A 2,884-nucleotide genomic window follows, 5' to 3' on the forward strand; every position below is an offset into this window, starting at 1 on the left:
AAGAGTGTCATATTTTGTGAAAACAAGACCAGCGAGATAATCAAAATCGTCGACACATCTAGGAAAATCGACAGAATGGTCGACGCCAACGCATCGATGATACTGTTGGCATCTGTAAAACGAGATACGATTTCTCCTGTCCTGCGTGTCGCGAAAAAGGACATCGGCAGATGAAAAACATGCTTGATGTAGGACAAAATCACATCAATGGACAACCGTTGACCCAGAACAAGTAAGAGGTATTCCTGCGCATAAGACAAAATCTGCTGGAGGATATAGACGATAACCAGCCCAATAGAGATAATACCCAGTGTCGAGCGCATCTGGTCTGGTACGTAACTGTCAATGATAGACTGCAGATAATAAGAACCTACAATGTTAATCAGGGTCACCAAGAGTGTCGCTAGGACGATATTGGCAATTAAGCCACGTTGTTTGAATAATATTGGCAAGAAGGATAGGAGTCCCTGTTTTTTCTCCTTATGGGGTTTATAGTCTGGAGATGGCGCCATAAAGAGACTGACCCCTGTCCATTCTTGCGCAAAACGCTCACGGGAAATCTTGGTCAGCTTAACACTGGGATCTGGATCGGCGATATGAATGTGCTTTTTATCCTGACCTGTCACCACATAGTAGTGGAGCAGCTTCCCTTCCTTGAGCACATGGGCCACAAAGGGAAAGGTCAAATCTGGCAAGTCAAAGAGCGTCATATCCGCCTTGATAGCACGCGTCTCAAAGCCAAGCTCCTCTGCTACCTTTACAACACCCAAAGCAGTCGTCCCATCCATAGTCGTCTTGGCCAACTCTCGTAGATGAGCCAAGGAGTAATAACTACCGTAGTAGCCAAAGACCATAGCCAAGGAAGCCACGCCACAATCCATCTGATCCACCTGGGGACGATAGTGTCTTTTCCCAAATTTCATATCTATCTCCTTTTTTCTAACAATCTCTTAAAAACTTTGTAAGATTATTTTAACCAAACGAAGAAGAAATAAGGGAATTGTTTCTGAAAAAACAATATCCACGCCTAAACAGCACTTTTTGTCAAAGAAAAGAGGCAGAACAAGAGTCCTGCCTAAAATATTCAATTACAGAGATTTCTTACATTTCCCACTTCTTTTGTGAATAGTGTATAAAACGATAAACGCAAACACCGGGGGCACCATATAACTATTTTCACTCATTGTTACTTGAAATCCAAGAGTTGCTAGTATCCCAAAGATGAAAATATTCATCAAAAATAGGAAAGTGAATAGTAGAACATATTTTACAATCCTATTCATTCTATTCTCCTTTTCTTTCTCCTTGGCCCCGACACAGTAAAATAAAAACCACTAAAAACAAGGAAATCGTAGGTAGATTTATTTTGTTTACGTTAGCCACGATTCTAATAATTAGATAAGCCATCGAGCTAAATAATACAGTGGTCTCTGGCCAAGTGTTTCCTAGTAATTGAACAACTTTCATCTCAAACTCCAATCTGATGGTCCATCAATTCCCAATCGTACTTTCTTTTGTTTTGTACTTGTATCCTACATAAAACAGACCAAGCAGAATTGGATAGGTTTCTGGATAAAACAAGGTGGAAAAACTCCGCCATTTACATGCACAAAATCCTTTCCATTCAGATTCATCATTTATAGTTTTGATTATTTTTCTTCAAATCCTTACAATAAATACCAAAATAGCCTGCAACAATCAAACCTATTAAACTCCATTGCCAATCAAAAGATACTAGCGAACCCGTACGAATTAGATGAAGCGTAAGATTAAGACCTATTCCTAACAAAGGAAGTATAGTGGCTAGCTTAGGTAACAATGTATTGAGATTTAGGTTACGATTCATAGTTAATTTCCTTCTATATTTAGATTAACGTCTACTTCCTAGATAACGCCCATACATATAAGAAGCTACTCCTAATACACCCCAAGCTATTGCTGTGGAAGTAGTGACAATGAAGCCTCCTTCAGTAAGAGCCAAATCTTCTTCTGTCATGATATTAAATTTTTTATCCATTTCTTTCATTTTTCTCTCTCCTTTTTAAATAATACTGGCTAATCCAATAGCTACTCCAACCAAAATCCCTACTATTCCTAAATTAGTTCTTATTTCATTGATAATAACTAAAAGATGACTATTCAATAGCAGTTGCCATACACTAAAAATAGTTCTCTTTAAACCTTGTCTTTAGCTAAATCCAAGTAACTCATCATCAAAATAAGGATCGGAACAACTAATTCTGTTTGGAAATATTTTTCAACATTAAAGGTGATTACATTTAAATCTCCCAATATGCAAAGCACTCCAAAAATAATTAGAACTGCTCCCATTACATTTTTTAGATTTTTCATACAATTCTACTTTTATCCAAATTTACGTTTTAAATCTTGACCAATTAATCGACCACCAAGGAAAATTGCTACTCCTCCAGCAATCATGGCTATGGTAATTAAGCCACCTTCTGTATTCATCAATTCTTCTTCTGTCAATTCTGTCCATTTATTTAAATTCATTTTTTCTCTCCTTATTATTACATAAAATAGCCCCAAGCAATACCACCAATTAGTAAGACACCTCCTACAACTACAGCGGTAACCGACCCCCCATTCACATCCGTCAACTCTTCTTCTGTAAGAGCTACAAAGTTCTGTTCCATGTTGTCAAAATTTGTCATCTTTTTTCTCCTTATTTTTTCTATATATTTAATCTTTAACCCCTAAGCCACTTAAATAGCCAGATTGGGTAAATTACTGAAATCATTTTCTTCTCTCCTTCCTTTTCTTCTCACTTATCTATTCGAGAAGTAATTTAAAATGAACAGGTAAATTTCATTTATTTTAAATACCATTTGATCAACCATGGCAATAAGATTGGTAAATACAT

At 36.9% G+C, this 2,884-nt stretch carries 6 protein-coding genes and 1 pseudogene; all 7 read right to left on the minus strand.

The window, feature by feature from the left end:
- Positions 1–923: pseudogene (gene comA / locus GMD4S_RS07705) on the minus strand (peptide cleavage/export ABC transporter ComA); the annotation flags it as partial.
- 165 nt (positions 924–1,088) lie between these two features.
- Positions 1,089–1,283, minus strand: a complete 195-nt coding sequence (locus GMD4S_RS13755) for a hypothetical protein (protein ID WP_001080063.1) — start codon at positions 1,281–1,283, stop codon at positions 1,089–1,091.
- 350 nt (positions 1,284–1,633) lie between these two features.
- Positions 1,634–1,846: a hypothetical protein gene (locus GMD4S_RS07720; RefSeq protein ID WP_001081403.1), complete on the minus strand. Its 213-nt coding sequence runs from the start codon at positions 1,844–1,846 to the stop codon at positions 1,634–1,636.
- 24 nt (positions 1,847–1,870) lie between these two features.
- Positions 1,871–2,026: a hypothetical protein gene (locus tag GMD4S_RS13530; RefSeq protein WP_000661693.1), complete on the minus strand. Its 156-nt coding sequence runs from the start codon at positions 2,024–2,026 to the stop codon at positions 1,871–1,873.
- Between the two features lie 149 nt (positions 2,027–2,175).
- Positions 2,176–2,352: a hypothetical protein gene (locus tag GMD4S_RS13535; RefSeq protein ID WP_000793177.1), complete on the minus strand. Its 177-nt coding sequence runs from the start codon at positions 2,350–2,352 to the stop codon at positions 2,176–2,178.
- A gap of 12 nt (positions 2,353–2,364) precedes the next feature.
- On the minus strand, positions 2,365–2,514 hold the full coding sequence (locus GMD4S_RS07725) for a class IIb bacteriocin, lactobin A/cerein 7B family (protein WP_001052546.1): 150 nt from the start codon (positions 2,512–2,514) through the stop codon (positions 2,365–2,367).
- A 17-nt stretch (positions 2,515–2,531) separates the two neighbouring features.
- A complete protein-coding gene (locus GMD4S_RS07730; RefSeq protein WP_000180838.1) occupies positions 2,532–2,675 on the minus strand; it encodes a class IIb bacteriocin, lactobin A/cerein 7B family in 144 nt (47 codons plus the stop codon).
- Positions 2,676–2,884 lie beyond the last annotated feature (209 nt).

It is taken from the genome of Streptococcus sp. GMD4S, from assembly GCF_000296955.1.

Coding starts and splice junctions, on each gene's coding strand:
- GMD4S_RS13755 (WP_001080063.1), bottom strand. CDS start 1,283: ATGAATAGGATTGTAAAATATGTTCTACTATTCACTTTCCTATTTTTG.
- GMD4S_RS07720 (WP_001081403.1), bottom strand. CDS start 1,846: ATGAATCGTAACCTAAATCTCAATACATTGTTACCTAAGCTAGCCACT.
- GMD4S_RS07730 (WP_000180838.1), bottom strand. CDS start 2,675: ATGACAAATTTTGACAACATGGAACAGAACTTTGTAGCTCTTACAGAA.
- GMD4S_RS13535 (WP_000793177.1), bottom strand. CDS start 2,352: ATGAAAAATCTAAAAAATGTAATGGGAGCAGTTCTAATTATTTTTGGA.
- GMD4S_RS13530 (WP_000661693.1), bottom strand. CDS start 2,026: ATGAAAGAAATGGATAAAAAATTTAATATCATGACAGAAGAAGATTTG.
- GMD4S_RS07725 (WP_001052546.1), bottom strand. CDS start 2,514: ATGAATTTAAATAAATGGACAGAATTGACAGAAGAAGAATTGATGAAT.